The 25,896-nt window shown below is 62.0% G+C and carries 22 protein-coding genes; 11 read left to right on the top strand and 11 right to left on the bottom strand.

Annotated features, from left to right (window positions below; translation table 11 throughout):
- Window positions 1-30 precede the first annotated feature (30 nt).
- Together B0G83_RS03625 and B0G83_RS03620 are read right to left on the bottom strand one after the other, a co-directional pair.
- A complete protein-coding gene (locus tag B0G83_RS03625; protein ID WP_105506028.1) occupies window positions 31-1,269 on the bottom strand; it encodes a Crp/Fnr family transcriptional regulator in 1,239 nt (412 codons plus the stop codon).
- A 195-nt stretch (window positions 1,270-1,464) separates the two neighbouring features.
- Window positions 1,465-2,358, bottom strand: a complete 894-nt coding sequence (locus B0G83_RS03620) for a LysR substrate-binding domain-containing protein (protein WP_105506027.1) — start codon at window positions 2,356-2,358, stop codon at window positions 1,465-1,467.
- Between the two features lie 98 nt (window positions 2,359-2,456).
- Between B0G83_RS03620 and B0G83_RS03615 the strand changes: the two genes are divergently transcribed.
- From B0G83_RS03615 to B0G83_RS03590, 6 genes are all read left to right on the top strand, one after another.
- Entirely contained in the window at window positions 2,457-3,362 is a 906-nt protein-coding gene (locus B0G83_RS03615; RefSeq protein WP_105506026.1) for a DMT family transporter, read from the top strand.
- A gap of 368 nt (window positions 3,363-3,730) precedes the next feature.
- Entirely contained in the window at window positions 3,731-5,887 is a 2,157-nt protein-coding gene (locus tag B0G83_RS03610) for a TonB-dependent receptor (protein WP_105506025.1), read from the top strand.
- A gap of 27 nt (window positions 5,888-5,914) precedes the next feature.
- Entirely contained in the window at window positions 5,915-6,562 is a 648-nt protein-coding gene (locus tag B0G83_RS03605) for a MotA/TolQ/ExbB proton channel family protein (RefSeq protein WP_105506024.1), read from the top strand.
- Window positions 6,559-6,957 (top strand): biopolymer transporter ExbD, encoded by a 399-nt coding sequence (locus tag B0G83_RS03600; RefSeq protein ID WP_105506023.1) that lies wholly within the window; start codon window positions 6,559-6,561, stop codon window positions 6,955-6,957. The genes B0G83_RS03605 and B0G83_RS03600 overlap by 4 nt, the downstream gene beginning before the upstream one ends.
- Before the next feature lie 4 nt (window positions 6,958-6,961).
- Window positions 6,962-7,681 (top strand): energy transducer TonB, encoded by a 720-nt coding sequence (locus B0G83_RS03595; RefSeq protein ID WP_105506022.1) that lies wholly within the window; start codon window positions 6,962-6,964, stop codon window positions 7,679-7,681.
- A 227-nt stretch (window positions 7,682-7,908) separates the two neighbouring features.
- Window positions 7,909-8,409, top strand: coding sequence for a lysozyme inhibitor LprI family protein (locus B0G83_RS03590; RefSeq protein WP_146120148.1), 501 nt, complete (start codon window positions 7,909-7,911; stop codon window positions 8,407-8,409).
- A 58-nt stretch (window positions 8,410-8,467) separates the two neighbouring features.
- On the opposite strand, the gene B0G83_RS03585 is transcribed toward B0G83_RS03590, so the two are convergent.
- Together B0G83_RS03585 and katG are read right to left on the bottom strand one after the other, a co-directional pair.
- The gene (locus tag B0G83_RS03585) at window positions 8,468-8,950 is read right to left on the bottom strand and encodes a cupin domain-containing protein (protein WP_105506020.1); all 483 of its coding nucleotides are present in this window, start codon (window positions 8,948-8,950) and stop codon (window positions 8,468-8,470) included.
- A gap of 157 nt (window positions 8,951-9,107) precedes the next feature.
- Window positions 9,108-11,291: a catalase/peroxidase HPI gene (gene katG / locus B0G83_RS03580; RefSeq protein WP_105506019.1), complete on the bottom strand. Its 2,184-nt coding sequence runs from the start codon at window positions 11,289-11,291 to the stop codon at window positions 9,108-9,110.
- 344 nt (window positions 11,292-11,635) lie between these two features.
- On the opposite strand from katG, the gene B0G83_RS03575 reads away from it, so the two are divergent.
- On the top strand, window positions 11,636-12,145 hold the full coding sequence (locus tag B0G83_RS03575) for a DUF1993 family protein (RefSeq protein WP_105506018.1): 510 nt from the start codon (window positions 11,636-11,638) through the stop codon (window positions 12,143-12,145).
- Between the two features lie 66 nt (window positions 12,146-12,211).
- Here the strand turns inward: B0G83_RS03575 and B0G83_RS03570 are convergent, their stop codons facing one another.
- Window positions 12,212-13,234 carry an NAD(P)/FAD-dependent oxidoreductase gene (locus tag B0G83_RS03570; RefSeq protein WP_219848994.1) on the bottom strand — a complete coding sequence of 341 codons (1,023 nt, stop codon included), beginning with the start codon at window positions 13,232-13,234 and terminating at the stop codon, window positions 12,212-12,214.
- A 575-nt stretch (window positions 13,235-13,809) separates the two neighbouring features.
- On the opposite strand from B0G83_RS03570, the gene bfr reads away from it, so the two are divergent.
- From bfr to msrA, 3 genes are all read left to right on the top strand, one after another.
- Window positions 13,810-14,286 (top strand): bacterioferritin, encoded by a 477-nt coding sequence (gene bfr / locus B0G83_RS03565; protein WP_105506017.1) that lies wholly within the window; start codon window positions 13,810-13,812, stop codon window positions 14,284-14,286.
- Window positions 14,287-14,291: 5 nt separating this feature from the next.
- The gene (locus B0G83_RS03560) at window positions 14,292-15,341 is read left to right on the top strand and encodes an FUSC family protein (RefSeq protein ID WP_258167671.1); all 1,050 of its coding nucleotides are present in this window, start codon (window positions 14,292-14,294) and stop codon (window positions 15,339-15,341) included.
- Between the two features lie 137 nt (window positions 15,342-15,478).
- Entirely contained in the window at window positions 15,479-15,988 is a 510-nt protein-coding gene (gene msrA, locus B0G83_RS03555; protein ID WP_105506015.1) for a peptide-methionine (S)-S-oxide reductase MsrA, read from the top strand.
- A gap of 73 nt (window positions 15,989-16,061) precedes the next feature.
- Here msrA and B0G83_RS03550 read toward each other — a convergent pair whose 3' ends face one another.
- Window positions 16,062-16,979, bottom strand: coding sequence for a LysR family transcriptional regulator (locus B0G83_RS03550; RefSeq protein WP_105506014.1), 918 nt, complete (start codon window positions 16,977-16,979; stop codon window positions 16,062-16,064).
- Between the two features lie 108 nt (window positions 16,980-17,087).
- On the opposite strand from B0G83_RS03550, the gene B0G83_RS03545 reads away from it, so the two are divergent.
- A complete protein-coding gene (locus tag B0G83_RS03545) occupies window positions 17,088-17,747 on the top strand; it encodes a peroxiredoxin-like family protein (RefSeq protein WP_105506013.1) in 660 nt (219 codons plus the stop codon).
- 66 nt (window positions 17,748-17,813) lie between these two features.
- On the opposite strand, the gene B0G83_RS03540 is transcribed toward B0G83_RS03545, so the two are convergent.
- From B0G83_RS03540 to B0G83_RS03520, 5 genes are all read right to left on the bottom strand, one after another.
- On the bottom strand, window positions 17,814-20,387 hold the full coding sequence (locus B0G83_RS03540; protein WP_105506012.1) for a hybrid sensor histidine kinase/response regulator: 2,574 nt from the start codon (window positions 20,385-20,387) through the stop codon (window positions 17,814-17,816).
- A 224-nt stretch (window positions 20,388-20,611) separates the two neighbouring features.
- Complete coding sequence (locus B0G83_RS03535) at window positions 20,612-21,463, bottom strand: carbohydrate ABC transporter permease (RefSeq protein WP_105506011.1); 852 nt, start codon at window positions 21,461-21,463, stop codon at window positions 20,612-20,614.
- A 10-nt stretch (window positions 21,464-21,473) separates the two neighbouring features.
- Window positions 21,474-22,448, bottom strand: coding sequence for a carbohydrate ABC transporter permease (locus tag B0G83_RS03530; protein WP_105506010.1), 975 nt, complete (start codon window positions 22,446-22,448; stop codon window positions 21,474-21,476).
- 96 nt (window positions 22,449-22,544) lie between these two features.
- Entirely contained in the window at window positions 22,545-23,798 is a 1,254-nt protein-coding gene (locus tag B0G83_RS03525; RefSeq protein WP_105506009.1) for an ABC transporter substrate-binding protein, read from the bottom strand.
- A gap of 83 nt (window positions 23,799-23,881) precedes the next feature.
- Window positions 23,882-25,888 carry a beta-galactosidase gene (locus B0G83_RS03520; RefSeq protein WP_105506008.1) on the bottom strand — a complete coding sequence of 669 codons (2,007 nt, stop codon included), beginning with the start codon at window positions 25,886-25,888 and terminating at the stop codon, window positions 23,882-23,884.
- Window positions 25,889-25,896 lie beyond the last annotated feature (8 nt).

Below are 25,896 nucleotides of genomic sequence, written 5' to 3'. Positions count from 1 at the left end.
TTAGCGAGGCGGATCGGCACGCGAATCGCTTCACGCACTCCGGTTGGAAAGCGGCATCGCATTACCCGCCGGCGCTTTAAGCGCGCGTATGGTCTCGATGAAGCGCTGCTCGATCTCGGCAATTTCCAGCGGATCGATTTTGATTTCGCGCCGCATGACCCACGACACCTCTTTCTTTCGCGCTTCCGTCATCACCGACATCAAGCGCTCGGCCGCCGGTTGCCCCGTTGCCGCGGAAAGCAGTTTCGCCAGATCGTAGGTATCGAACGCGCTGACGGCTTCGAACAGCGTGCGCTGATCGACGAACTCCAGATCGTCGAGCGAGTTCACATCGCTGGCGCCGCGCACCGTACGACGCGAAAAATACGTAATGCCCTTCTCCTCGACGTAATTCAACACGCGGGTCTTGCGAAACGCGAACAGATCTTCGGCGATTTCCGCGTGAGACAGCTTGTTGAGAATGACCTTCTTCTCCACGCCGATCAACGCTTCCAGATCGTCGAGTTCGATCAACTCCAGTTCGCTGCTGATCGACAGATCGAGATCATGGTCCGCTACCTGTTGCGCGCGTTCCGTGATTCGCACCGGATCGAACGTGACGAGCTGACGGCCCGCCGCGCCTTCCGTCGAATAGCGCGGGGATGTATTGCTCAGACGTTCGGAGCGGCCCGGTTCGAGCGTGACCAGATTGAGTTTCTCCATGCGCTTGAGCATGGCCATCACATGGGGACGGGAATGGCCTGCAATCGCGTGGCACTTCTTGATGACTTCGGGAAGCGGCACAGAGAATTCCTCGCCTTGCGCGCGGCGCATGCGAGCATCCCGATCGGCGCTTTCGACACCGGCCATCAACGCGAGAACGTGCGCATACGAGACGACACCCGGCAGAAAATCGGCGTGCGTATTGGTGGCGAGCACATCGTCTTTCTTTTTCACGCGACGAATCATGGTGCGCACGATATGACGCAGCAGCGGCGACACGCGTTCGAGCTCTTCTTCCACGACGTTCGCCGCGATCACGGTGAGTTGAAGGAAGCTGAGTGCTTTCGCGGTATGCGCTCGCGGTTCCGGAGGCAACAAAGCCGCTTCACCGAAAAACTCGCCCTTACCTAGCGTGGCGAGAATCACCTTCTTTTCATCGCACTGGGTGGAGATTTCGACTTTGCCATCCGCGATAACGTAGATGACAGCGTCGCCCGCGAAGCCTTCCGAATAGATGACTTCGCCCGGAGCCGCTGTACGCGACCATGGCGATCGTTGGTGATTCAAGATTCATTCCCCCGTAGAGCTGATTCCTCGTGCGACCCACGCGCTGCCGGATGCGCGGATGCCCGATGGTCCTGACTTATTTCACGGGATAACGACATGCAGAACGCATTTCTTTAATATCTGGGTTTGTCCGCGAAGTCATCGCAAACGTTTGGCAGCCTTGCGGCACAAGGCTTTGCGGGAAGTCGAGAAGGCTCAGCGCGACGCTGCGCGCGCTTCTTCGATAAGCCACTCCTTGAGCTTGAGCGCAGACGGTTGCAACGCTGCCGACACGGGATGGACCACGTAGTAGCTCGTCGAAAGTGGCAACACCGGTTTGAAAGGTTCGATCAACGCGCCGCTCGCGCGCTCGCTGTCGGTCAGCATCGCACTCGTGAGGACGAGCCCCTGGCCGCGCACGGCGGCGTCGATCGCGATCAGCGACTGGTCGAACTGAATTCCCGGAATGGATGCGATCTGTTCATCGGATAAACGCGAGAACTTGCCGAGCCACGGCGACCAGTGCGGATGCAGCGTGTTGTGCAGCAGCGTCGCTTTCTTCACATCGTCAGGATGACGTATCTTCAGACGTTTCACGTAATCCGGCGCGCAGTACACGCGGGCTTCGTCCGTGCACAACTTTTCCACCGTGAGCGACGGATCCTCGCCATTGAAATAACGGATCGCCAGATCGACGCCGTCGAGCTCGAAGTCCACGAACGCGGTCGACGTGGTCAGATCCAGCGCCACCTCCGGAAAGGCCTTGAGAAAGCCGGCCATGCGCGGGGCGAACCACTTGGCGGCGAAACTCGGCGGCACGGACAATTTCACATTTCGGCTCTGACGCTGCCGCATGCGCCGGCTGGCCTGCGCAATATGTCCGAGCGCGGGATGAATCTGCGCGTAATACGCGAGCGCTTCGGCAGTGGGGGTGACCTGGCGAATCTGGCGCACGAACAGTGACACCCCCAGCCACGCCTCCAGCTTCTGGATCTGCTGACCCACCGCGCCCGGGGTCACGTTCAACTCCTCCGCTGCAAGAGTAAAACTACCAACTCGGATTGCCGCCTCCATCACAATTAACGCTTTCAACGGTGGATAAGCGCTCATGAAATAGTTTTCCTGCAGTATCGGTCAGATAATATCGTTTGTACCGGAAGCGGGCGCTGATCACAATGGGCTCTCGATAAAATCCGTTGTGGACCGACATGAACCCGTCCTATCTCGCCTTCGCCCTGCTCGGCGCCATCTGGGGAACCAACTTTCTCTTCATGCGGTGGGCCAGCGTGACGCTGTCGCCGGCTCAGATCGTGTTGCTACGCGTCCTGTTCGGGTTCGTGCCGATCCTGCTGGTCGCCTTGGGAACGCGCGCATTGCGTTGGCGTCATCTGCGCTACGCGCATCACTTCCTCGTCATGTCGCTGCTGGCCACCGTGCTCTACTACTTCGCGTTCGCCAAGGGCGCCGCGCTGCTGCTCTCCAGCGTCGCGGGCATGTTGAGCGGGTCGATACCGTTGTTCTCGTTTCTTTGCACGCTGGTCCTGTTACGCGACGAGCGGCCCACGCCACGCATGTTGATGGGCATTGCGATCGGTTTCGTTGGCGTGCTGCTGATTGCGCGGCCCTGGGCCGGCGCCGCTGCGGGAGTGAGTCTTCCCGGTGTGTTGTACATGATCGGCGGGTCGCTCAGCGTGGGATGCTCGTTCGCTTACGCGCGCCGCTTTCTGACACAACTGGACATCTCGCCGCTCGCATTGTCGACGTGGCAAATCGGCTTTGCGGTCGTCATCATCGGTCTCTTTACCGACTTGCATGGCATCACGCGTATCGCGACCGATGCTCGCGCGTTGATCGGTTTGACGGTAGGGCTGGGACTGGTTGGTACGGGCGTCGCTTACATGCTCTACTACTTTATCGTCCGCCGGCTCGGCGCGATTGCCGCTGCCAGCGTGACCTATATTCCGCCCGTTGTCGCGCTGCTGCTCGGCGTGATATTCGCGGGCGAGCCGGTACGAAACGCGGATCTGATCGCGATGTCATGCATTCTTGCCGGCGTCTATCTGCTGCAAACGGGGCGACAGGTTTCGCAGGCTCGGGCACTTCGCTCGACGTAATGCTGTTGCAGGTTTTGCCGTTGCAGGTTTTGCCGTCGCAGGTTTTGGCCCTCGCATCAATTCGGCCGCCCTGACCGAAGCATCGTGATCCGCGTGCAACGCGCGGATCATTCGCTTGAATTCACCGCACTCGCCCGTCAAACATTCCTCCCGCTCCCCTCCGCGCTTCCCCACCGAAACAACATCGTTCAAGTTTTCGTTGTTAATTTTTAATGTAATGTTATAACATTATCTGCCCCGGATGCCAGCCGGGACGTCGCGTGATCCAGACCAATCACGCCGCTCGCAGTCGTCCGCAGGAAACCAGGACGACCGTCGACGAGACGGACAACGCATCCACCGAGTCGCCAACACCACCCTCCATAACGATGAAAAACCGCACGCGTGTCTCTCATGCAGCTTTGCTGCTGTTCGCTATCGCCGCTCATGCCCATGCTGCAACAGACGGAAACCCGGCGACCGGCGCCGTTACCGATCAAGCGGACCCACCCGTCGACGGCCTCGTGAAGAGCGACACGCTCGACGTGCAGGTGAACGCCAAGCGCCTCGATCGCGCGCGCAACGGCTTGTTGCCGGAGACCGGCAGCAGCGTGTATCGCTTCAGCCAGGCCGATATCGACGCGCTGCCCGCGGGCCAAGACACGCCGTTGAATCAGGTGCTGCTGCAAGCCCCCGGCGTGGCCAGCGATTCGTACGGACAGTTGCACGTACGCGGCGACCACGCCAATCTGCAATACCGGATCAACGGCATCATCATTCCCGAGCCGATCAGCGGCTTCGGGCAGGCGCTCGATACGCGCATCATCGATCAGGTCAATCTGCTCACCGGCGCACTACCGGCGCAATACGGCTATCGCACGGCGGGTGTGGTGGACATTCGCACGAAGTCGGGCGATGCGGGCAACGGCGGCTCCGTCAGCGTGTTCGGCGGCAGCCATCAAACGCTCAAGACCAGCGCCGATGTGTTCGGCTCACAGGGACCGTTCAGCTACTACTTCAGCGGCTCGCTCGGCGTGAACAATCTCGGCATCGAGAATCCGACTTCCAGCGCGAACGCCATTCACGATCACACGCGTCAGGGCGATGCATTCGGCTACATGTCGTACATCATCAACCCGCTCACGCGCGTGAGCCTGATGTTCGGCACCACCAGCAACCAGTTCGAGATTCCCAACACGCCGGGGCTGGCCACCAACTTCACGCTGAACGGCAACAACACGTTCAATTCGAGTCAATTGAACGAAACGCAATCCGAGTTGAACAACTTCGCGGTGGTCGCCCTGCAGGGCACCAACGGCGGCGCACTGGACTACCAGGTCGCGCTGTTTACCCGCTATACACGCACCCAGTTCAATCCGGATCCGGTGGGCGATCTGCTGTTCAACGGCGTGGCATCGCAAGACTTTCACAGCAACACGGCGAACGGCGCGCAGGTGGACACCACGTGGCGGCTGAACGACAAACATACGATCCGCGCGGGCGTGTTCTTCCAGCAGGAACATGCGGTGTTCAACGACAGCGTGAATGTATTCGCTACCGACGACGCCGGCGCCCAGGCATCCGACCAACCCTTCAACATTCAGGACTCGAGCAGCAAAACCGGCTATCTGTATAGCGCGTACGTGCAGGACGAGTGGAAGCTCACCAGCAAGCTCACGCTCAATTACGGCCTGCGCTACGACAAGATGGACGAGTATGTGAGTGCGAGTCAGTTGAGCCCGCGCATCGGGCTGGTCTATGCGTTCACGCCGACCACGACCTTTCACGCCGGCTACGCGCGCTATTTCACGCCGCCCGCTTTCGAACTCGTGTCCGGCTCGACCATCAGCCGCTTCACTGGGACGACCAACCAGAGTCCGTCGAGTCAGAACGATCAGGTGCAGCCCGAACGTAGCCATTATTTCGATCTCGGCGTGACGCAACGCCTCGGTTCGAACGTGACGATCGGCCTCGATGCGTACTACAAGAAATCCACCAATCTGCTGGATGAAGGGCAATTCGGTTCCGCGCTCATCTATACGCCGTTCAATTATCGGCTCGGGCGCGTGTACGGCATCGAGTTCACGGCGAACTACAAACAGGACAACGTGTCCGCGTATCTGAATCTGGCGTACAGCCGCGCGCAGGGCACGCAGATCGATTCCGCGCAATTCAATTTCGACCCGGCCGAGCTCGCCTACATCAACAGCCACTGGGTGTATCTGGATCACGATCAGCGCATCACCGCTTCGTTCGGCGGCACCTACGATCTCGGCCGAACCACCTTCACGTTCGACGGCCTCGTCGGCACCGGCCTGCGCAGCGGCTTTGCCAACACCGACCGCCTGCCGGTCTACGCACAGGTCAACCTCGGCGTGATCCAGCATTTCAACCAGCCGCTGGTCGGCAAATTCGATGCACGCCTGATGCTCATCAACGCGTTCAACCGGGTCTACGAGTTGCGCGACGGTTCGGGCATCGGCGTCGGCGCGCCACAGTACGGTCCGCATTTCGCCGTCTATGCCGGCATCACCAAGCATTTCTAAATCTGTCAGGGAGCGAAGAGGTCGGTCATGCAAGATTGGACGAATATCCTGGCGGCGGTACGCGTGGGCGGATGGGTCATCTATCCGCTCACGATCCTGGCCGTCCTGGCGGTGGCGATCGTGCTCGATCGCGCCTATGTGTTTTTGCGCTTCGGACGTTTGCCTGCCGCGATACGTAACGCCGACGAAACCGGCATGCCCGGCTCGCGAATCGATTGGGCAGCCAGCTTGAAGGACGCCGGCAAGCAGAACGCGTTCAGGCGCATGAATGCGCCGTGGACGCCCGATCCTTCGGCGCCGTTATGGCTGCGCGAGGCCAGAGCGGAAGCCTTGGCCTCGCGGATCGAGCGCGATATGAGCAAAGGATTCTGGGTGCTCGAAACGATCGTCACCGCTGCGCCGTTGCTGGGTTTGCTCGGCACGATCGTCGGCATGATGCATTCGTTCCAGTTGTTCGGCGGCTCAGGGCTCGTCGATCCGGGTGGGGTGACCGGCGGCGTGGCCCAGTCGCTGGTGGCGACCGCCATCGGACTCGTGGTCGCCTTGTTCGCGCTCTTTGCGTTCAACTATTTTTCGCGCCGTCTTGAGCGCCTGATGGACGAACTCGAATCGTTCGCGAATGCGCGGCTCAGCGAAGTGCGTCTCGCCGTCACGGACGCGGGAGCGCTGCCGTGAAATTCAAGCGCTCGCGCGCGGCCAGGCGCGGTCGCATCGAAATCATTCCGATGATCGATGTGATGTTCTTTCTGCTGGCCACGTTCATGCTGGCTTCGCTGGCGATGCAACGGCTCGATGCGGTCAAGATCACGCTGCCCATGGGACAAGCGCAGAAGATGAGCGCGCACGAGCCGCTGACCATTTCGGTGGATAGCCGCAACGACGTGTTCGTCAATCGTCAGCGTGTGTCGGCGGATCAGGTCGAACCGACCGTAAAACGTCTGCTGCAAGCCGATCGCGATGTCGTGATCGCGGCTGACGATGCTGCCGGTCACGGGGTGGTCGTTCACGCGATGTTAGCGGCACGCCAGGCTGGCGCGACACATTTTCTGGTTGCGGTTCATCGTGAGTAGCCGGATGCGTTTGACCGGTTTTGTCGATGGTGCACCGACCCTGCGGATGGTGTTCGCGTTTCTTGTGGCAACACTGGTTTGGCTCGGGGTGCTGGTTGCGGTGGGGCATTGGCTGGGGACGTCGACGCCAGCTCCGCCACACGAGCAACCATTGGAAATGCGCGTGGTGGAACTCGAACCTCCGCCGGCTCCGACTCCTGCTCCGCCTTCCCCGCCGAAAGAGTCGGTCAGTCACGCTCTGCCCGCGCCGAATCGATCGGCGAACCAACCAGCGAAACCCGTCGCCTCTCGCCCCGATACGTTGCCGGCACATCCCGCACCGACGCCTGCCGAGGCACGTCCGGTGCAAAGCACTGAGTCGAGTCCTGCGTCTCCAACAAACGAAACGGCGACCCACACCACTCCCGCGCCAGCCAACGAAAAACCGAACACAACCGCTACTGGCGCGTCGACGGGCGACACGGCCGCGCATCCCATTGCCCAACCGTTGCCCGAATTACCCGACGATCTACGGGAGCAGGCCTACCAAACCGTTGCGACCGCACGTTTCACGATTCACACCGACGGCTCGATCGACGTCAATCTCATCAAGCCCACGCCGAACCCGCGCCTCAACCAGATCCTGCTTGAAGTGCTGCACAAATGGCGCTTCTTCCCCGCGATGCAGGCGGGCCATCCGATCGAAAGCCGCCAGGACATCCGCGTGCATTTCAATGTGAATTGAAATCCGGACGAGTACTCGCGCTAACGCAATCTGATGCGTCCACGGCACCGAATGGAAAAACAATTTCTTGTAATGACCTTGGGATCACGCCGCGTTCTCCACCAATCGCAAACTCGCGCGCGCCCTATTCTGCCGACGCGGCAATCGCATTCCTGAATGCGTGGCGGCAGGTACGGCCTTTTCGCGCCACGCGTCAGCCTGGTTACTTACCTGAACAGAGGCTCGGCATGTCCACTTCCCAACCTGTTTTCTCTTCCGTGCTTCAACGCCTCGTGAAACCGTCGGCGCTATTCTCGATCGGTCTGTTGATCGCGGGCGCGACCCTGGCCGCCGACGCAACCGCGGCGAGTTTCAAGTGCAACGGCAAATCGTCCGCATCGGAAAAGATTGTCTGCAAGGATCCCGCTTTGTCGGCATTGGACGACCGTCTCGCCACGGCCTGGCAACACGCCCGAGACACCACGCTCGACGCCGGCGCGCTCGAAGCCGCACGCACCCAGCAATGGTTGTGGCGGCAACATCACTGCAGCGATCAGGCTTGTGTGAAGAGCTGGTACGAGCGCCGGATCGCTGAACTGGACGCCGATTACGAGCAGGCGAAACACGCACGCAGCGAAGCATTCGACGCGTCGCTGGCCAAACAGAACCTCGCGCCTTCGGCAGCCGATGCGGTGCGGAAAATGAAAGGCGTGGCGGTTGCGAATGCAACGACCGCGAGCGCGCAGTAAGGGATCCGCGTTACCGGTTCGAAAAGCAACGCGCGTGGTCGTCTACGCGCGCGGCGCCCTAATCCGGCATCCCGTCATGGTCGCCGAGCGGTCGGCTTGGCCAGTCCGTCCACTGGTCCGTGCGTGTCTTCAGGTGCGCCTCATTGAGCGGATAGTGAATCAGATTATCGGCGCGCGGACGCTCGCCGATCACCATCAACCTGACTTCTTCTTTTGTATTGTTGATGAACGTGTGGCAAATCCCGGTGCCTGACGGAAACCCCACCGAATCACCCTCGACCAGACGATGAAGCACGCCGTCGATCCACACATCGGGCGTGCCGTGCAGCACGTACACGAATTCCTGCTCGGTACTCTCGCAGTGCGGATACGAAGACCGCCGCCCCGGCAAAAGCCGCACATGATGAATACCAATGCGCGTAATGCCCAACGCGGCGGACAGCGGCGAGTCGATTGCCATCAACTCGTCGGAACCTTGATAAGAGTGCGCGTTGGGGTCTTCCAGTTCGGTCCAGTGTTTGATGAATTCCGGTCGCTGCATCGTTTGTTCTCCTGGGGGACGAACGACGATGATAGCGGCTCACCGCAAGACCGGCGCGCCAATAAAAAACGGCTGATCTTACGATCAGCCGCTTTTGCTTCGGCATGAGACCTCTACGGCCTAACGCCCATAACAACCGTCCACGATGACACCCGCTTTACGCCAGGTCGAAGCGATCGAGGTTCATCACCTTGCCCCAGGCCGCGACGAAGTCATGCACGAACTTCTCCTGCGCATCCGAACTGCCGTACACCTCGGCCACCGCACGCAGCTGCGCGTTCGAACCGAAGATCAGATCGACGCGCGTGCCGGTCCACTTCAACTGGCCCGTGGCGCGATCGACGCCTTCGAACACGTCCTTCTCGTCCGATACCGGCTTCCACTCCGTACGCATGTCGAGCAGATTGACGAAGAAGTCGTTCGTCAGCGTCTCCGGACGCTTCGTGAACACACCGTGCTGGCTCCCGTCGTAGTTGGCGTTGAGCACACGCATGCCGCCCACCAGCGCGGTCAGTTCCGGCGCGGACAGCGTCAACTGTTGCGCCTTGTCGACCAGCAAGGCCTCGGCCGTGATGGTGTACTTGCCCTTCAGATAGTTGCGAAAGCCGTCCGCGATCGGTTCGAGCACGGCGAAAGACTCGAGATCGGTCTGCTCCTGCGACGCGTCCATGCGCCCCGGCGAAAACGGCACCGTGACCGCATGCCCGGCATTCTTCGCGGCCTGTTCGACACCCGCACCGCCGGCCAGCACGATCAGATCGGCCAGCGACACGCGTTTGTTACCGGACTGCGCACCGTTGAACGCGCTCTGAATCCCTTCCAGCGTCTTCAGCACGTTCGCCAGTTGAGCCGGCTGGTTCACCTGCCAATCTTTTTGCGGTGCAAGGCGAATACGCGCGCCATTCGCGCCGCCGCGCTTGTCGGAGCCGCGGAACGTGGACGCCGAAGCCCACGCCGTCGACACCAGTTGCGACACCGGCAGCCCCGACGCCAGCACCTTACTCTTCAGTTCCGCGACATCTTGCGCGTTGATTAATTCGTGATTGACCTCGGGGATCGGGTCTTGCCAGAGCAACTCTTCCGTCGGCACTTCCGGGCCGAGATAGCGCGCGAGCGGGCCCATGTCGCGGTGCGTCAATTTGAACCACGCGCGCGCGAACGCATCGGCCAGTTGATCGGGGTTCTCGTAGAAGCGCCGCGAAATTTTTTCGTAAGCCGGATCGAAGCGCAACGCGAGGTCGGTAGTCAGCATCGACGGCGTGCGGCGTTTGGTCGAATCATGCGGATCCGGCACGGTGTCGACGCCGGCGTCGCCCTTCGGTTTCCATTGATGCGCGCCGGCCGGGCTCTTGGTCAATTCCCATTCGTAGCGGAACAGGTTTTCGAAGAAGCCGTTGCCCCATTGGGTCGGCGTGGTCGTCCAGATAACTTCCAGGCCGCTCGAGATCGCATCGGCGCCCTTGCCGGTGCCGAAGGTGCTCTTCCAGCCGAGGCCCTGATCTTCGATGCCGCCCGCTTCCGGCTCGACGCCGACATGCGACGCGGGACCGGCGCCATGCGTCTTGCCGAACGTGTGACCGCCGGCGATCAGCGCCACGGTCTCTTCGTCGTTCATGGCCATGCGGGCGAACGTCTCGCGAATATCCACGGCCGCCTTGAGCGGATCGGGGTTGCCGTTCGGACCTTCCGGGTTAACGTAGATCAAGCCCATCTGCACGGCGCCCAGCGGATTTTCGAGGTCGCGCACGCCGGAGTAGCGCTTGTCGCCGCCGAGCCACGTGGTCTCGGAACCCCAATACACGTCTTCGTCCGATTCCCATACGTCCTGACGGCCGCCGCCGAAACCGAAGGTCTTGAAGCCCATCGATTCCAGCGCGACATTGCCCGTCAATACGATCAGATCGGCCCATGAAATCTTGTTGCCATATTTCTGCTTGACCGGCCAGATCAGCCGGCGTGCCTTGTCGAGGCTGACGTTGTCGGGCCAACTATTGAGCGGCGCGAAACGCTGCTGACCGGAACCCGCGCCGCCGCGACCGTCGCCGGTGCGATAGGTGCCGGCGCTGTGCCATGCCATGCGAATGAAAAACGGCCCGTAGTGGCCGAAGTCCGCCGGCCACCATTCCTGCGAATCGGTCATGACCGCCAGCAGGTCCTTCTTCACGGCCGCGAGGTCGAGGCTCCTGAACGCTTCAGCGTAGTTGAAATCCTTGTCCATCGGGTCGGACAAAGACGAGTGTTGATGCAGGATCTTCAGGTTCAGTTGATTGGGCCACCAGTCCCGATTCGACGTACCACTGCCAGCGGTATGGTTAAACGGACACTTCGCTTCAGTCGACATGCGCTTGCTCCTTGGATCGTTTGTGCTCCACGACTCGGCCTGTGTGGGGTACAGGCAATGCGGTCCTGCTCACATCCTAGTGTCAGGGAACTCCGGGCGGAAATAGCTTTAATTGATGGCGACGCATCAAAAAAACTAAGGCCGGCATCACATGACATAGTCGGGCCGCACAATGGTAATCTTCCGGCGCTTCATGCGCTCGTCCGGTGCCTTGGAAGGCGCTGTGAATGTCGCGCATTCAGTTCTTATCCAGCCGCTATCCGGGCCTGCTCGTTTACCCGCCCCCTCTCCTGGCCGATGCAGTCTCTCCGCATCGGCCTCCAACCTCGATTGAAAAAGCAATCATGACGAATTCCATGTACAGCGCATCCGTTCCCGTTTTCAAACAGATGCTGACCGCCTTGTCCGAGGTGCTGAAGAAAGCCGAAGCCCACGCAACCGGACGGAACATCGAGCCGAACGCATTGCTGCAGGCGCGTCTGTTCCCGGACATGTTCCCGCTCGTGCGCCAGGTGCAGATCGCCGCTGACTTCAGCAAGGGCGTCAGCTCGCGCCTCGCCGGCGTGGACGTGCCGTCGTGGCCCGACACGGAAGTGACGTTCGCCGACCTGCAAGCGCTGCTCGCCAAGGCATTGACCTACATCGGCACGCTCGACGCCGCGCAATTCGAAGGCAGCGAGAACAGGGAAATCGTGCTGCGCCCCGGCACGCCTAAAGAGAAGAAGCTGGTGGGCAGCGCCTATCTGCAGCACTACGGCCTGCCGCAGTTCTTCTTCCACGTCACCACGACGTACGCGATTCTGCGTCACAACGGTGTCGAGATCGGCAAGCGCGACTACATGGGTTCGTACTGATCGTCGATGCATGAGCCGGACGCGCCGCTGCATGCGGTAGCGGCCGTTCCGGCCGACCAGCCGACTTCATGCGCGCGAGGCCCGGTAGCCGTCGTTAAGCATCCAGTGGCTGAAGCGCGCGTATTCCTGCGCGTATTCACGCGTGTCTTGCGCCAGCTCCACGGCATGGGCCAATTCGTGCACGCGCGCGTAGTGAGGCATCCGGCTGCTTTCGTACGCCGACAGCGCAACCGCAAGTTCATCGTGTTTTCGCAGCGCCTCGACCAGCACGCGCACGTCTTCCACGCCGAGTGTGCCGCCCGCCGAGATATGCGGCGAGAGCGCATGCGCCGCATCGCCGATCAACGCGACACGCGCGGAGGTCCAGCGCGGCAACGCCGGCACGAACATGATCTGGTTGTGCAGGATCTGCGCTTCCGGCGTCCGCTCGATCAGCTTCAGCAGCGGATCGCTCCAGCCGTTGTCGTTCAGATGCGCGGCACGCAGCAAGGCCGCTTCCTTCTTCGTGCCGACGGGCGCCGCGCTGTCGAACTGATTCACCATCCAGACGACCTGATCGCCGTAAGTGCGGGTGTAGCCGCCGCGCGTACGCCGATGCCCGACGGTCAGGACCGAGCCTTCGGCGGGTTCGTCGCCCGCGGCTAGCATGCCGCGCCACACGTGGTGGCCTGCGTGCTCGCGAGCGCCATGACCGGGCACCAGTTGGGCACGCACCGCCGAGTAAGCGCCATCCGCGCCGAGCAGCAGGTCGGCGTGTTCGATCGTGCCGTCGCTCAAGGTCACCGCGACGTGATCCGCGTTTTCCTCGAACGCCACGACCTTGGTGTCGACGCGAATGTTGTCGAGTCCGACCGCAGCCGCCAGCAAGCGATTCAACTCGGGACGCGGCACCAGCACAAACGCATGATCGGCCGGCTCGAATCCGGGCGCCCTGAAGCGCGCGCCGGCGGCATCGTAAAACCATGTTTCGATCGGCATGCCGATTTCGCGGATCGCATCGCCCACGCCGACCTCCGAGAAAACGTCCAGCGCGTTGCGCCACAAGCCGATGGCCGCGCCCGCCGCGCGAATCTCCGGCCCTGTTCGCATACCAGCACGTCCCAGCCGATCGCCCTGAACGCGATACCCGCCGTCAGTCCGACAATGCCGCCGCCTGCAATGATGACTCGCATCGATACGTCGCTCCTTGCGGTCGCTTCCCGTTATCCGAGTCCGGCTACCGCGGCGCCGAACTCATCGGGCGGAATCGTGTGGATTCCTCGTTGAGGGTGAATGCCTCTAATTTATGAGCGATCGCTCACATTAGCTACTCGCTTTCACGACGTAGGACGGCGGCGAGGCGAAGCCTCGCCCGGCAACGCAGAGCGGGAGAAAATCGGGCGGATCGGAAGGCCCTCAAAACGGAAGCTCGCTTTTTCTTTGCGCGCCACTGGCTTCAGGGGCGATGTCCGACAGATCCACGACATCGCGATAACGATTTCAATTCTCATTCTGAGCATTGCGTGCGGAATCCACTAAGCTGGACTAACAGGTTGGAGGTACGCGCGCGAAGCGCGGCAATCCTCAGACCAGGCGCCGACCCACCACCAGAACGATTGACCGATAAAGCGCCGAGCTCGCCGCGGCGCTTCCTGAACGTTTCCCGAACCCGCCAGGGAGGCTTTATGCAAAGCGATCCAAAGGTCCTCGAATACCTGAACTCGCAACTCAAGAACGAACTGACCGCGATCAATCAGTATTTTTTGCACGCGCGCATGTATCGGCACTGGGGATTGGAAAAACTGGGCAAGCACGAATACGACGAATCGATCGGCGAGATGAAACACGCCGATTTGCTGATCAACCGTATCTTCATGCTCGACGGACTACCGAATTTGCAGGACCTGCACAAACTGCTGATCGGCGAGGAAACGAAGGAGATTCTCGAATGCGATCTGAAGCTCGAACGGATCTCGCAGTCCACTTGCAAGGAAGGCATCGCCTATTGCGAATCCGTGCGGGATTTCATTTCGCGCGAGATTCTCGTGAATATTCTCGATGAGACCGAAGAGCATATCGACTGGCTCGAAACGAATCTCGATCTGATCGACAAGGTCGGTATTCAGAATTACCAGCAATCAGGCATGGACTCGCCGAGCTGAGCTCGTTGATCGCGTCCGCCCTCCGCTGGCTGGAGCAGGTCGATCCGGGTACGCACCGCCGGATCAAAGGGTTGCGGCTCGTCACCGCGTACGGAATCGCGGCGGCGCTCGGCACATTGCAGGACATTATTCATAGCCTGCCCAGCGCGGTGTCGGTGGGGTCGCTCGCCGGCAGCTTCGCGTTGTGGGCGAGCGTCTCGGAAGCGCGCGCCACACGCGCCGAATCCAGCCGGGATCTGATCGTGCTGTGCGCGGCTGCGGCGTTTGGCGCGACGCTATTCGTCGCGCTCTCCCCGGCCCTGCGGGCCATCGCGACGGCGGGCCCCGAATTGACGCTCGTGACGGGCGCATTCCTCGTCGGTTATCTGAAGCGTTTCGGCATCCTTGGAGCGGGCGTGGGCTCGCAAATCTACATCGGCCAACTGCTGGCCTACGGCGCCCGCCTCACGCCTATCGATCTCACCGTGGTCGCCGTCGCCGGACTGATCGCGATGCTGGCGTCGATCGTGCCACGCCTGCTCAGCGGTCCGGCTGAGCATCCTGCGCCGGCCGCGCTCTCGTCCGTCGACGTGCCGGGCCGTTGGGGGCTCTCGCCCGAACTCGTGATGGGTCTGCAGGCGGCAAGCGGCTCGCTGGTCGTCGTTGCCTTGAATGAGGGGGTCGGGCTCAAGGAATCGGCGTGGGCGATTACCGCGTGTACCTACGTTGTCGCAGGTTCCGCGAGCGGCACGATAACGCGGGTGCGCCGACGGATCGTCGGCACCCTGATCGGCGTGCCGCTCGGACTCGCCTGCCTGCCGCTCGCCGTCCACGCGCCGCTGCTGATCTGGGGCGCGGCGGCGGTCGCCATGATCATCTACGCGATGGCCTTGCCCAATCGCTACGACGTCGCCTGCGCGGCGTTCGCGTTCACGCTGATCGTCACGCTGGCGGCCGGCGGCGTGCACTCGGTGCCGCTGCTGGCCGCGCGCGCTTGGGAAACGCTGCTCGGCGGCGCGCTCGGTCTGTTTGCCGCGACGTGTATTTTGCCGCTGCGTCCGTTGAGATCGAGTTGAGGTTGAGCTGAAGCCACGCTGAGGGCCCGCTGCGAGCGCGGCGCCATTCCGGTATCGTATCGTCCGATAGACGGCGAGCCGGTTCGCCGACGTGTTGCGCACCGCGTGGCGCGACGCCATCCAAGGAGAAGATTGAAATGACGACGCAAACCGAAACCGCCCTGCTGGCCGGCGGCTGCTTCTGGGGCATGCAGGAACTGCTGCGGCGCTACCCCGGCGTGCTGTCGACGCGGGTGGGCTACACGGGCGGCGACGTGCCGAACGCGACCTACCGCAACCATGGCACGCACGCGGAAGGCCTCGAAGTCGTGTTCGACCCGAGCCGGATCAGCTATCGCCAGATCCTCGAGTTTTTCTTTCAGATTCACGATCCGACCACGAAGAACCGTCAAGGCAACGACGTGGGCACGAGCTACCGCTCGGCGATCTTCTATCTCAGCGACGAGCAGAAGCAGGTGGCGTTGAAAACGGTGGCGGACGTCGACGCCTCCGATCTGTGGCCCGGCAAGGCCGTCACCGAGATCGTGCCGGCCGGCCCGTTCTGGGAAGCCGAACCGGAGCACCAGGACTATCTGGAACGCAATCCGGGCGGCTATACGTGTCACTTCATCCGGGCGGGCTGGAAGCTGCCCACGGCGTCGGCCTAGGAGGCCGGTCGGCCAATGCCGTGCGCTTTCGCGCGCGCGCCGTCGGTCGGCATCAACCGCTGCGCGCGTGACGCTATGCCAGCGTCCGCGCGCCGCCTTCGACTGAAATCGGCCTGAGTTCATCGACCAGGTAATCGATCAATGTGCGGGCGGCGGGACGCACTGCCCGCCTCGCCGGAAAAACCGCGTGGACCTCGACGGGTTCGAGCTGCCAGTCCGCCAGGACCTGCACGAGGCGCCCGTCGGCGATTTCGCTTCGGCATCCCCATAGACCGATCGTCAAGATGCCCAAGCCGGCCACGGCCGCCGCCGTGGCCCCTTCGTTCACGGAAATCGTCAGGCGTCCCTCGCTCCGAACGGCGAACTGCTGCTCGTCTTTGCGCAATGTCGAGCCCAATGCGCCCGCACTCGATGGTCCCAAAACAAACGCATGCCCGCCAAGCTCCGCGGGATCCCGAGGCAGACCCGCGTGCGCCAGATAAACCGGCGCGGCGACGAGAATGCGCGGCGAGCGGCCCACCAGCCTCGACGTCGCGCTCGAGTCCTGAAGCGTGCCGAAGCGAATCGCCACGTCCACGCCTTCCGCAATCAGATCCTGCCGGTCGTCGGCCATCAGCAGGTCGATGCGTAGTGCCGGATGCGCCTGCATGAAGCGTCCGATCCGTGGAATCACCTCGCGAATGCCAAAGCTCGTGGACAGCGCCACTCGAAGGCGTCCGCGCAGTTCCATCGTGCCTCGCGCGACCCGGTCCGCCTCTTCGAGCGCCTCCAGAATCGCGTCGACGCGTGTCAGATAGTCGACGCCCGCCGGGGTCAGTTTCACCGCGCGCGTGGTCCTCACGAACAGCGCGGCGCCCACTTCGATCTCGAGTTCCGAAATCTGCCGCGACACGGACGGCTGACTGATGCCCAACTCGCGTCCGGCCTTGGTGAAGCTCGACGTGCGGGCAACCCGCGTGAACAGCCGCAGAACGGATAGCTTGTCATTCATTTGCAGGGCGAATAACTGAAAGTCATCTGGCCATTCTACCCGTCGGTTCGCAAATGAATCACTATGCCTTCACGCCATCGACGGCGAGCAAAACCCAGGAGCTACACCATGAAACTGCAAGAGAAGCTGGACGCCTTCAAATCGAACTTCGAGGGCAAGGTCGCACCGCCCCATATCGTTGAACTCTTTCACCGGACCACGGCCGAGTTGATCGCAACAGGTCAGGCCGAGCGCGCGCTCAAAGTGGGCGACGTTGCACCCGCTTTCACGCTGTCCAATGCCGAAGGCGAACCCGTCTCATCGGCGTCGCTGCTCGAACGCGGACCGCTGGTCGTCACGTTCTACCGAGGTGTGTGGTGCCCGTACTGCAATATCGATCTGCAGGCGATCGAGGCTGCGGCGAACGAAATGCGCGCCCAAGGGGCGAGTCTCGTCGCGATCTCGATGCAAACCGCGCCGAATAGCCTTAAATCGCAGCGCGAAAACAAACTCAGCTACCCGATCCTCGTCGACGAAGGCGGCGAGACCGCACATGCTTTCGGGATTCGATTCCGGCTGCAAGACGAATTGATCGAGGCTTACCGTGGGTTCGGCGTCGATCTGCCGGTCATCAACGGCGAACCTGGCTGGACGCTGCCGATGCCCGCTCGCTATGTGATCGGCCAGGACGGAACGATTGCATACGCCGAAGTGAATCCGGACTACACGCGGCGGCCCGACCCCAGCGAGCTCATCCCTACGCTGCGCCGACTGCAGACGCCCGCGTAACGCCCCGGCCGGACTTTGCCTAGCGCCATGGCGACCGGACGGCCGTCCACCCGCGATCAATCACAATCAATCGTTTATCGCATCCCGATGATCGCGGGGCGCTTTCACCGACGCAAAATACGTCTGCAACGCCGGCGCCGAACGATTGCTCAACGAGCAGACTCGCGCCAGCCAGTCCGTCTCGGTGGGCCACTCGCCTTCCACCACGCGCGGATAGATCTGCCGCACGAACTGATGCAGCGCCTTCGCACCGATATTGCCGCTGACGCCGAGCAGGATATGCAACGCGCCATGCGTGGCGGCGAGGTCGCGCGCCGCGACACTGACGGCGAGCCGCGCCACCGTCAAGCCAATCTGATCGATGCCGTTGAGGAACGTCTGATCCAGCAGATCGAGCGCCACCAGTTCCTGCAGGTGCTTCTCGTCGAGCAACGGGCCTTCCTTGAGCGGCACGGACTGGGCGGTCCGCACCTCCGGCAGCGGCGCAGGCTCCACGCGGCCCGGCGCATTCGCGACGCGGTGCTGGGCAAACTGTCTGGACAGCGACGCGTACAGGGAGCCGATCTGCACCGGCTTGATCATCACCTCGTTCATGCCCGCGGCGAGGCACCGCTGCACGGCTTCCATATCGGACTGACTGGTCAGTGCCACGATCGGCACGCTGGCGTACGGATCGGTGCGCACGCGAATCAACGCGGTGGCTTCCACCCCGCCCATGCCCGGCATGTTCATGTCCATCACGATGGCGTCGATCGCGGCGCCTTCGTTCAGACGCGCCAGCACCGCGCGCCCATGGTCCGCCTCGACGACGCTCGCGCCGCATCGCTTCAGATAACCCTTGACCACCGAGCGGCTGTAGGCGTCGTCGTCCGCCACCAGAATCGTCTTGCCGATAAAGCCATCGAAACTTTGGCTCGGATGATGCCGGCTGCCGCTCTCGAACAGCTTCTGAAGCACGCCGATCAACTCCACCATGCTGGTGGCTTTATTGACCAGTTCGTCCATCCCGGCACGCCGCGCCAGCACGCGCGCGAGGTTGCCCGGCTCCACCGTGTAGGCCGCGATCAGTACGTTGGCGTTCGGACTCTGGTGGTCGGCGCGGATTTTTTCGGTTGTCGTGTAGCCGTCCAGAACCGGCATGTTGATGTCCATGAGGACGAGGTCGAAGAGCGTCGGCTGAGCCAGCCGCGTCAGCGCCGTTGCACCGTCGGCCGCTTCGCTCACGTCCGCGCCGACCTTCAGCAACGCGCGTTTCACCCGGTCGCATTGCGTCGCGTCGTCGTCGACGATGAGAATGCGCTTGCCGTTGAAAAACGGCGCGGCGCGCTCGAAAATCCGCCGCTCGTGGTCCGCGAGTTCGCGCTCCGAGACGAGTGGAAACTGCAGCGTGAACTGGGTGAATTTGCCCACTTCCGAACGGCAGCCGATCGTGCCGCCGAACGCGCGCATGGCCCGCTGACAGTAGGCCAGCCCGAGGCCGGTGCCCACCGGGTCGTCCGTGGTGGGGGACGCCTCGAACAGCTCCGGCAGAAGCTCGGCCGCAATGCCCGGACCGGTGTCGTGCACCATGACCGATTGCCGGTCGACCGTCAGCGTGAGCGTCGCGACCGGATCCGCCGTCATGTGATGGAGCGCGTTCCTGATCAGATTGAACAGCGTGAAGAGGTAGACCGTCTCGTCGACCTTGAACGTGAAGTCGTCCAGCACCACCAGCCGGACCCTGGCGCGCTCTTTTTGATCGCTGAAGCCGTACTCGTCCAGCGCTCTGCGCGTGGCCACCGCGGCGCTCACATAAGTGAATTGATCCGGGCTGATGGGCGAAGCGCTGACGTCGTCGAACGTGGTGGCGATAATGCGCAGCCCGTGATCGACCGACGACTGGCCGTGAGCAAGATGCCGGTACAGCAGCGCCGCCTTGTCGGGCGACAAAGCCGGCGCCGGGTCCGCGTCCGTGGCGGCAGGCAGCGTTTCTTCCACGCGATCCAGCACGTGCCTCAACTGGCTGAGCGGATTGCGCATTTCATGGGCGATCGAGCCGGCGAGCGCCCGCCGCGCACCATGCCTGGCCTGCGTGACGACCCCTTTCACACTGCTGTAACTGAACGTGACGCCGGCAAAAATACCGAATAGAAAAACCGGCAGATAGGTATAGATAAACAGGTGCGCATCGACATAAACGTCTTGCGGCGCGAAGAGTCGGGCGCACAGAACGGCCAGCCCGACGCCGGCAATCAGATTGATTGCCAACACAACGAATGACGGAAAGATGGCGATCAGGAAAAACATCATGCCCAATTCGGCCATGGACCAGACCATCGAATAATGGCTGGTCAGCAGGTAATACGTGAAAAAGAACGGCAGCGAAAAAGCGACCGTTACAAAGTAATACCACGGCAGGAAACGCAGCATCGACGCCGGCCAGAAACGGCGCAATAGCAGTAGCGCGCAGGAAACGGTGCCGAAAACCCGCATCAGCAGGCTTTCATTGGGCTGGGGATCGACGAACGTCCACCACAGCCAGTACACCGGATGTCCGACCGTGCCGATCACGCCCACCGCCAGCATGCTGTAGTCCGACACGCTGGCGCAGTCGCTCACCAACCGGTTGAGATAGCGGATGCCCCCTGAAATGGCTCTCATGTTGCTCTTTGTCTTGATCTTTTCAGCCTCAGAATTGAAGCTGCTAACGTTGAATGACATGCTGGCGCTGCCATCTGAGCATACCACTCTGTCCCCGCGTTGCAGCGTCGGTTAACTAAAGCGTCCACCGCGAGCCGTGGAACCCGCTTTTTTCCGCCCGAAAAAAAGCCCGCTTGCGCGGGCAACCTTCTCCATCCCTCACCAGGAACCCCGCCGGCGGCGCGCTACCCTTTCGTCGCACCAAATGTCAAACCCGCCACGAAATGCTTCTGCATGGCAAAAAACATCGCGACCGAAGGCAGCGCCGCCAGAATCGACCCGGCCGACACGAGATTCCACGCCGTGGTCCACTGTCCTTTCAGCGCGGCGACGCCGACGGTAATCGGCGCGGCATCGTCGCCCTGCGTGAGACAAAGCGCCCAGAAGTAGTCGTTCCACACGAACGTGAAAACCAGAATCGCCAAGGCCGCCAGCGCGGGCCGGATCAACGGCAGCACGATCCTGAAGAACACCGTCCATTCATTGGCGCCCTCGATCCGCGCCGCCTCGACCAGTTCAAACGGCAACTGCTTGATGAAATTGCGCAGGAACAGCGCGCAGAAGCCGGTCTGGAACGACACATGAAACAGAATCAGCGCGCCGACGGTATTGAACAGGCCAAGTTGTAAGGACAGATCCCGCACGGGAATCATCAGCACTTGCACCGGCACGAAATTCCCCGCGACGAAGGTCGCGAACAGGGTCGAGTTGCCGCGAAACCGGTAGATCGCCAGCGCGAATCCCGCCATGGCCGCCAGCGCGATCGAGCCCACCACGGCCGGCACCGTAATCAGCACGCTATTCCAGAAGTAATGCAGCATCGGCGAGGTGGTCAACGCCTCGCGATAGTTGTCGAACATCGCGAAGTGCTTCGGCCAGCCCCAGTAGTTGCCTTCGCTCAACTCTTCCGTTGAACGCACCGAGGTGACGAGTACGGCGATCATCGGCAGCAGCCAGATCAGCAGCGCGAGCGGCAATGTGAGTTTGTACACGCGGCGCGTTGCCGGCTTCCATTTGTCAATGGGGATCGGAAACATGGTCGGCTCCTTATTGCTCGGCGCGCAGCATCCGCCGCAAGTGATAAACGATGTACACCAGCATGATGGCGAACAGCACCACCGCCACCGCAGCCGAATAACCGATGCGGTAGTACTTGATCGCCTGGTCGTACATGTAATACGCGAGCACGGTCGAACTCTCGAACGGGCCGCCGCCCGTCATCACCGAGATCAGATCGAAACTGCGCAACGCGCCGATGATAGTGACGACGATCGCCATGAACGTGGTGGGCCGCAATTGCGGCAGGATCACGTGCCACAGCATCGACCAGCCGCGTGCGCCTTCCATTCGCGCGGCTTCGATCTGCTCGGCGTTCAGCGACGTCAGGCCGGTCAGATAAAGAATCATGCAATAGGCGGTTTGCGGCCAGAGTGCCGCGAACACGATACCGAGCGTCGCATAGCGCGGATCGCCGAGCACCGGCACGCCGTGCCCCAGAATCACGGCGAGCAAACCGAAGGTCGGGTCGTAAAACCACGAGAAGATCAGGCCCACCACCACGCCCGACAACACGAACGGCGCGAAGAACAGCGACTTGACGATGCGGATGCCGGCGACGGCCTGATTCAGGTACAGCGCGACGGCAAGGCCCATCGGCGGGGCGAGCAGGAACAACAGCAGCCAGATCAGGTTGTTTTTCAGCGCCGTGTAGAACGTCGCCGTGTGGAACAGCTCCACGTAATTCGCGAGGCCGACGAACGACGGCTCGGTCATGCCGTCCCAGTTGAAAAAACTCAGGCGGATGGTCGACAGGATCGGCCACACCACGTAGATAGCGACCATCACGCACGCGGGCGCGAGAAACAAAAACGCGGCGCGGCGTTGCCGGCGCGCGGTCGGCGACGGCCGGCGACGGCGCGTGGCGACCTGCGAGCCGCCGCGCGTCGCACCGCCGGCCGCGGGGCCACCGGTTTCAGTAGAGCCGCCCATGGTGTGGCGGGTGACGGATTGCGACACGATCATTCTCCTGTCGACCAGAGCGCGTGCTTTTACACCGACTCTGGTCCCACGCACGAGTGCGTTCGACACGACAAACGGCGGCCTTTCAGCCGCCACCGCTTACTTCTTGTAGATCCGCTTACGCGTCTGCTCGAGTTGCGCGAGAACGTCGTCGAGTTTCGAAGGATCGGAGATGAACTGCTGCATCCCCTTCATGCCCTCGTCGGCCATTTCCTTCGTCATATCGCGATCGTAGAACTGCGCAATGCCGCCCTTCGTATTCGCGAGAATCTGGAAACCGATCCTGGAGATGGGATCTTCCGGCTCCGGCGACTTGCTGTTCGCCGACAACGAGCCGAGCCCGGTCGCCAGTTTCGCGCCGATCTCAGGCGTTTCCACGAAAGCGAGGAACGTGTGCGCGTCGGCCTTGTTCTTCGCCTTCGACGGAATATGCAGCGATTCGACCGGCCCGTCTTCGGCGGTCGGCACCTTCGCGTCGATAATCGGAAACTGGAAGTAGCCCATGTCCGGCTTCACGTTCGGCGGGAAACCCGCGGTAATGAACGTGCCCATCAGCATCATCGCGGCCTTGCCCTGGAACAGGAACGGCTGCACCGAGTCAAGGTCGTACGAGAGCGAGTTGTCGATGAAATAGCCGGCGTCGATCAACTGCTTCCACGTCGTGTAGACCTTCTTCACGCGCGGATCGGTGTACGCAATGTCGCCCGCCATCAGCTTCTGGTGAAACGCATTGCCGTTCAGACGCAGGTCGAGATAATCGAACCAGCCGGCGAGCGTCCACGAATCGCGACCCGCGACGGCGATCGGCGTGATACCGGCGGCCTTCAGCTTCTTGCAGTCGTCGAGGAACTGGTCCCACGTTTTCGGTTCACCGGCAATGCCGACCTTCTGGAACAGATCCTTGCGATAGAACATGCCCCACGAGTAGTACACGGTCGGCGCGGCGTACTGCTTGCCCTTATACGACGACGCCTCTTTGGTCGATGCATACATGTCGTTCCAGCCGTTCTTCGCCCAGTCGCCGCTCAGGTCTTCGAACAGGCCGCGCTGCGCGTAATACGCCATGCGCTCGCCGTCATGCCAGTTGACGATATCGGGCGCGACGGTCGAGAGCCAGCCGGGCAATTGGACCTTGTACGCTTCCTCATCGACGAACGACACCTTCACGTCGATGCCGGGATGCGCCTTCTTGAAGTCGTCGATCACCGACTGCCACACCGCGCGCTGGCTTGCGCCCTTGAACGCGATATTGGCCGTCAGTGTGCCCGCCTGCGCCGTACTGACGACCGACGTCCCCGCAGCCGCCGCGGCCAGCGCGAGTGCCAACAGAATCTTGCGTGGTTTCAGCTTCATGTTGCCTGTCTCCTTTTTTGCCTTGATTTTGCGTCGTTGTATTTACTGCGTGGAATCCTGCCGGTCAGCGGTACTCGTGCGTATTACGTCTTCGTGGTCGATCGGTAGACGGCCACGCCTTGCGGTTCTATTTCACGTGCGCCGACCACGATGGATTGTGCGTCGACATCGGCGAGGGTGTACGCGTCGTCGCCGTAGTTGAACACATAGGTCAGCGCGCCGCGTCGGCTGATCCGGACGCTGTCGCCGAGCGGCTTCGTGTCGAGGCCCGCCTGGCCCGCGATCCGTTCGAAGAGACGTGTAGTCAGCGCATCGTCGAACAGGCTCGCGAGATAGTGGAACGCACCGCTTCGTACGTAGGCGGGATGGCCGTCCGCGAAATGGGCGAGGACTTCGAGACGCGCGCTCGCGTCGGCATCAGTGTCAGCTTCGATGAAATCGCGCCAATGCCGCGCGACGCCATCGTCGTGGTTCGCTTCGTGGCTCTGGTTCAAACGCACCGCTTCGGTCACGTTCGGGCGCATCGATTCGACCCGCCAGACCCGCAGCGGCAACACCGAAGCCAGCGCACCCGGCGGCAAATTGGCAGGAATCTGCAAGTCCGCGGTCTTGGAGCCGCTACGCGGCCCGAACACCACCTGCGCTCCCGAGCTGGCCAGCCGCGCGGCCAGATCGTCCGGCACCACCGGCAGCGGCGGCACGACGATCATCCGGTAACCGTCGAGCGGCGCATCGACCGGCACGACATCGACATCGAGCCCGAGCGCGCGCAGCGCCGAGTAATATTCGAACGCAAAGCGGGGATAGTGAAAGTCCGCTCCCTGTGGATGAATCTCGAACAGCCACTTCGCCTCGTAGTCGTAAACCAGCGCAACGGTGGAACGAATCGCGGCGTTGGCGTCGGCATCCGCCGCGAGCACCGTGCGAATTTCGTCGGCCACGCGCGCCGCTTCGCTACCGCCGACGTCGAGCCGGTTGTCCGGCGTATTCAGCCCGGCATGCATCTGTTCCTGCGCGAACGGCGCCTGACGCCAGCGGAAATACGACACGCAACCGGCGCCGTGCGCGAACGCTTCCCAGCTCCACAAACGCACCATGCCCGGCAGCGGCGCCGGATTCCACAGCGCCCAGTTCACCGGACCCGGCTGTTGCTCCATCACCCAGAACGGCAACTTCGACATGCCGCGATACACGTCGTGATTGAACGACGCAAAGTCGGGATGACCGCTGCGCAGCCAGCGCGCCTTCACGTCCGGCGCGAACCATTGCTCTTCGAGCGCGCCGAGCGGATAGCTGTCCCACGACGCGACGTCGAGATCGGCGGCGACCTTGTAGTGATCGAACTCGGTGAAGAGCTGCATGAAGTTATGCGCGACCGGCCGCCCCGGCGAATGCGCGCGAATGATCTCGACCTGCATGCGGTTATAGCGCGCGACTTCGTCGGACGCGAAACGCCGGTAATCGAGGCGATGCGACGGATGCGCTTCAGTCACGGTCGCGACCGGCGCGTCGATCTCGTCGAAGCTGCGGTACTCCATGCTCCAGAACACCGTGCCCCACGCGCGATTCAGCGCGTCGACGGTGCGATAGCGTGCCTTCAGCCATTCGCGAAAGCGCTCCACCGCCGCCGGCGAATAACTCACCACCGTGTGATGGCAGCCGAATTCGTTATCCGTTTGCCAGTACGCGACCGCCGGATGCTTGCCGTAACGCTCGGCCACCGCCGTGCAGATCTTCTCGGATGCAACGAAATACGACGGCGACGAGAAGTCGTAATGACGGCGCGAACCGAACGCGCGCGGACGCCCATCCGCGCCGATCGGCAGGATATCCGGATGACGGTCGATCAGCCACTTGGGCGGCGTCGCGGTCGGCGTACACATGACGACCTGCAGACCGGCCGCGCCGAGCACGTCGATCGCGCGATCCAGCCAGCCCCAATCGTATTCGCCGGGCGTGGGTTCGATGCGGCTCCACGCGAATTCGGCGATCCGCACCTGTTCGATGCCAAGGGCTTTCATCCGGCGAGCGTCGTCTTCCCACATCGACTCCGGCCAGTGTTCCGGGTAATAACAGACTCCAAGGCGCATCCGAATGT

This window comes from Paraburkholderia sp. BL21I4N1 (genome assembly GCF_002973525.1).
Lineage (GTDB): Bacteria > Pseudomonadota > Gammaproteobacteria > Burkholderiales > Burkholderiaceae > Paraburkholderia.
This window is presented reverse-complemented; position numbering and strand designations above follow the sequence as displayed.